This is a genomic window from Nocardiopsis deserti, from assembly GCF_008638355.1.
Taxonomy (GTDB): domain Bacteria; phylum Actinomycetota; class Actinomycetes; order Streptosporangiales; family Streptosporangiaceae; genus Nocardiopsis; species Nocardiopsis alborubida.
Genome location: NZ_VWVS01000047.1, coordinates 1 through 3,961, shown reverse-complemented (window position 1 = coordinate 3,961; position 3,961 = coordinate 1). Strand labels below are relative to the sequence as shown.

The following is a 3,961-nucleotide window of genomic DNA, read 5'->3' as shown; positions in this document are numbered from 1 at the left end:
AGGCCAAGGATGACTGCTTCGAAGAGGGACACGGCAGAGTCTGCTCCAGCTGCTTCGGTCGCCTCCCTCGGCGGGACGCGGCGACGGTGGACAGGGCACGGCGGGGGCGCGCTCGGGGAAAAGGGGGCGGATCGGAAACCGGTCAGGGACCGGTGGTACCTATGTCATCGCCGGTAGCGGTGGCTGTCGAAAAACGGCCGTCATCGGAAAGCGGAGTCACCGCCGCATGGCCCACCTCACCGCGCGGCCCCGTCGAGGGCCGCCGGAAGAGCCGCGCTGTGGACGACGTGCAGACGGCTGACGGCACGGGTGAAAGCCACGTAGAAGCGGCGCCGCAGCACAGGGGTCGGCGGGAAGCCCGGTGAACCGCCGCCGAGATCCACGCCCGCTGGTCGAGGACAAGGGGTGTTCCATCGGTGTCGTGGACACGGCGTCGAAGACCGTGCCTCAGGGTAGTCAAGGCAGCCGAGGAACAGAGGCACGTCGGGGAGGTCGACGAGGGCCTCGGCACACCGCTCGCGGTAGCGGACCAGTTGGCGGTTGGTAAAGGTGTAGTCGGCGTCCTCGGAACTGTCCTGCACCGTCGGGATGTTGACGGCGTCCTCGCACATGCGTCCGAGTGCGACGCGTGTCTTGTCCAGACAGGCGTGCTGGGCCCGGATCTCGGGATCAGCGACGAACATGGGTGTGGGTCTGCCATGGCGTGGACAACCTTGGAACGCGGCGGTGTGTGAATACGTTTTTGCTTGTTTCTTGGGGGCACTACAACTCTACTCTTTCGTGAAGGTAGAGTATGGCGTGGAGGGTCGACCTGCTTCCTTCGCGCTCAGCGCCCTCCCGTGGTGGCGCGGGTCCGGCCTCACCCATACCGCGGCTCGTGCCACCATGCCCGAGCCCCAGCCAGCGCACGGTTATGCGCGCGGATTCTGAGGAGGTAGGAACGTGGTCACCCGATCAGAGGTCGCCGAGTATCTGGAGGGGGCCTTCGACTTCGGGGCGCTCAACCGCAAACAGGTCATCGTTGCCGCCGACCTGCGCGCCGCGCCAGAAGAGGTGAGGGCGACTCTCGTCCGGCTTCCCGAAGGCGTCTATCCGGACCTGCGCAGCCTGTGGCCCCAACTGCCCGACGTCGACCGCTCCGCGTAACTTCCACGCCGAAGGCCTCCTTTTGCAGGTTTTACAGGCCCGGTGTGGTGGGCGGTGACCCGAGGCCATGTGGTCACCGCTCACCACACCGGGCCCTTCGTGTATCCGCGGCAGCTCATCGGCGCGCGACGTGAGCAAACCCCAGCACTGGCGTGTTCTTCGAGGACAAGGCACCAACACGTCCTCTAGTCCCCCGGAAGGTCCTCCAGACACCGCAACCAGGACTGGGGAATGGCGCCGACACCATTGCGAGCACCGGCGAGGGCCCCGGCCATGGCCGCCACGCGACCCCTGCCTCCGTCGACACGCGCGGCGAAACGCACGACCTCCGGCAGGTCGTCGGGGGAACGAAGGAAGGCGGCGAGCGCGAGGGGGACGGCCTCGACCGCGGTGACGCCCTCCCCCAGTGCGCGCACCACGTCCAGATGGGTGTACCGACCCCGGACCAGGGCGCCCAACCGTGCCAGTTGGGCCCGGAACTCCGGAGCGGTGGAGTAGCGGGCCGCCGTCGACAGCAGGTGGAAGGCTGCCAGCGGCTGTTCGCTGTCCGCGCGACGGGCGTAGGCCACCGCACACGCCTGGATGGCGGCGCCGTCGAGCGCGAGCGCGTGGGCGTGGGTGACGTACGCGCTGTCTCTCGCGAGTTGGACCAGCCGGTTCAGCGGGACGGGCAGGAGGCCCGCCGGCGCCACCCTCGCGGCGGCGCCCGCCCCGTAGGACCCCGTCCCTCCGAAGGCCGAGACGGACGCGCTCTCCCAGGAGACGCCGTTGACCACGGAGAGGAAGACCCTGATCTCTCCAGCGCCGAAGCCTCGGCCGGGGTCGCGCTGCCACGCGTCGGTGAATTCCCGGACCAACCGGTCCCGGCCGACGGTGGCCTCCTGGTCGTCCGTCTGGTCGTCCGTCCGCTTCCACAGGTGCTCGGTCAGAACAACCATCAGGGCGGTGATGCCGGTGGGTCGCAGCAGGGGCGAGGCCTCCGATTTCCGCGAAGGCGTGCTGCCGAGGGCGTCCCCGCAGACGGCGGCGAGCAGGCAGCCCTGGTCGCGGTCACCGGAAAGGACATGGAGGGACCCAAGGCCCGCGGGGGGCGGCCCGGGGAGCGAGGAGAACATCGGGTTGTCTCCGTCCGTGGTGGTGGTCTCGGAGATAACTCTACTCTCACGAGAGGGTAGAGTATAGAGCGGTGAGGGCGCGACGCCCCAACTCCGTGCGCACCGCCCGACCCCATGGCGGCACCGCCGCGACACGGAAGAGGAGGCGTCCACCGCCCCGACGGGGCTTCACACAGAGTCCCACTCGCGTCTCCGTGACCCGCGGAGGCCATCCGAGCGACGTATCGCCGGGTCAGTTCCAGCCGCGGACCCCGGCGGGCGCGGGCAGCGGCTCCGTCAACTAGGTCCACGTGCCGTCGTTCTCGGTGAAGCGGCGTTGCAGGGTCTCGACGCGCCCCAGGGACCAGGAACGCACCTCACGCCAGACACCGGCGACGTTCTCCTCCAGGTAGAGACAGGACGCGTCGGTGCGCACACGCTGAGCCTGAAGGTTCGTGGAGAATCCGTCGTTCGTCCGGATTCGGTAGTAGGCCATGACAAGCTCCAACATCTCGACGGCAGGCCGGAGGCGCGCCCCGCCCCTCCGAGCACACGCGGGAGGAGGGAGGGGCACGCCGGACTCCCGGCACACCAGAACCTTACCCTCACGTGAAAGTAGAAATGCCGAAAGATCATCACCTGGGCAGGATGAGCGTGCTCTCGCCCTCCCCCGTGTCGCCGCGACGGGCAGCCGCGGCTGGCTGGTACTGGCCGGGAACGGGTTTTTGCTGGTTGGCGCGGGCGAGCATGCCCGCGTCACAGACACCGCACAACGGGATGTAGTGCAAGGAGACGATCGAGAGCTGGGAGCCCCGGGAGTACTGGGTCAGCGCCTGCGGCCTCATGTGGATGTCCGCACCACCGCAGGTCGCACAGGTGTAGGGAGTGTCCCTGTCCCACCGGGCGTCACAGGACCCACAACGGATGCGGATGCCCTCCTGCGTGCGCTCGCCAACCAGGTCCTCCTCCTCGCCGCAAGCCGGACAGGTCATCTGACGTGGCATGACGCCCTCCTTGTCCACAGACGCGCTACCGTGACGCGCTACGACAACCGATACCGAAGAAACGAATCTAACGTTAGGGTAGATTCAATGAGGAGGAGTGCCGCGATGCCCGAAGCGAGCCACATGCAGATCGGCGAGGTCGCCGAGCGAACCGGCCTGTCCCTGCGCACGATCCGCTACTACGGCGAGGTCGGCCTGGTCGAACCGTCCGCCCGTTCCCGTGGGGGCTTTCGCCTCTACACCGAGGAGGACGTCGACCGGCTCCAGCTGATCAAGCGGATGAAGCCGCTGGACTTCAGCCTGGAGGAGACCCGTGAGCTGCTGGCCGCCCTCGACCGCCTCAACGACTCCGAGACCGGCCGGGACGAGCGCGAGGCGCTGAGCGAGAGGCTCGACGCCTTCGAAGCGGCCATCGTCGCCCGCTGCCAGGCCCTACAGGACCAGCTGACGATGGCCGAGGAGTTCGCCGGACGGCTGCGTGCACAGCGGAACCGGAACAACGCCATCACCTGAAAGAACACATCGGAGGAGCGACAGTGACGACGGCGCCAGTTGCGGACAAGGTGACGGCCGAGGTCGTACGTGAGGCGTCCCGGCGGCGCACGTTCGCGGTGATCTCCCACCCCGACGCCGGCAAGTCCACCCTGACCGAGGCCCTGGCCCTGCACGCGGCCGCGATCTCCTCAGCGGGAGCCGTGCACGGCAAGGGCGACCGCA

The 3,961-nt window shown here is 68.3% G+C and carries 7 protein-coding genes; 3 read left to right on the top strand and 4 right to left on the bottom strand.

Annotation, left to right across the window (positions count from 1 at the left end):
• Positions 1-236: 236 nt before the first annotated feature.
• Entirely contained in the window at positions 237-683 is a 447-nt protein-coding gene (locus FYW99_RS31500; protein ID WP_150256247.1) for a hypothetical protein, read from the bottom strand.
• 259 nt (positions 684-942) lie between these two features.
• Between FYW99_RS31500 and FYW99_RS31495 the strand changes: the two genes are divergently transcribed.
• Positions 943-1,146 carry a hypothetical protein gene (locus FYW99_RS31495; RefSeq protein WP_150256245.1) on the top strand — a complete coding sequence of 68 codons (204 nt, stop codon included), beginning with the start codon at positions 943-945 and terminating at the stop codon, positions 1,144-1,146.
• A 185-nt stretch (positions 1,147-1,331) separates the two neighbouring features.
• On the opposite strand, the gene FYW99_RS31490 is transcribed toward FYW99_RS31495, so the two are convergent.
• The 3 genes from FYW99_RS31490 to FYW99_RS31480 form a co-directional block, all read right to left on the bottom strand.
• Entirely contained in the window at positions 1,332-2,261 is a 930-nt protein-coding gene (locus FYW99_RS31490; protein ID WP_150256243.1) for an ADP-ribosylglycohydrolase family protein, read from the bottom strand.
• A gap of 280 nt (positions 2,262-2,541) precedes the next feature.
• Complete coding sequence (locus tag FYW99_RS31485; RefSeq protein ID WP_150256241.1) at positions 2,542-2,736, bottom strand: hypothetical protein; 195 nt, start codon at positions 2,734-2,736, stop codon at positions 2,542-2,544.
• Positions 2,737-2,875: 139 nt separating this feature from the next.
• On the bottom strand, positions 2,876-3,244 hold the full coding sequence (locus tag FYW99_RS31480) for a hydrogenase maturation nickel metallochaperone HypA (RefSeq protein ID WP_150256239.1): 369 nt from the start codon (positions 3,242-3,244) through the stop codon (positions 2,876-2,878).
• Between the two features lie 105 nt (positions 3,245-3,349).
• Between FYW99_RS31480 and FYW99_RS31475 the strand changes: the two genes are divergently transcribed.
• Positions 3,350-3,757, top strand: a complete 408-nt coding sequence (locus FYW99_RS31475) for a MerR family transcriptional regulator (protein ID WP_150256236.1) — start codon at positions 3,350-3,352, stop codon at positions 3,755-3,757.
• 23 nt (positions 3,758-3,780) lie between these two features.
• A partial coding sequence (locus tag FYW99_RS31470) for a GTP-binding protein (RefSeq protein ID WP_263364114.1) occupies positions 3,781-3,961 on the top strand: 181 nt, incomplete at its 3' end.

Bases quoted from the DNA above. Each gene is read 5' to 3' on its own strand.
- FYW99_RS31475 (WP_150256236.1), top strand. From the start codon at position 3,350: ATGCCCGAAGCGAGCCACATGCAGATCGGCGAGGTCGCCGAGCGAACC.
- FYW99_RS31480 (WP_150256239.1), bottom strand. From the start codon at position 3,244: ATGCCACGTCAGATGACCTGTCCGGCTTGCGGCGAGGAGGAGGACCTG.
- FYW99_RS31485 (WP_150256241.1), bottom strand. From the start codon at position 2,736: ATGGCCTACTACCGAATCCGGACGAACGACGGATTCTCCACGAACCTT.
- FYW99_RS31500 (WP_150256247.1), bottom strand. From the start codon at position 683: ATGTTCGTCGCTGATCCCGAGATCCGGGCCCAGCACGCCTGTCTGGAC.
- FYW99_RS31490 (WP_150256243.1), bottom strand. From the start codon at position 2,261: ATGTTCTCCTCGCTCCCCGGGCCGCCCCCCGCGGGCCTTGGGTCCCTC.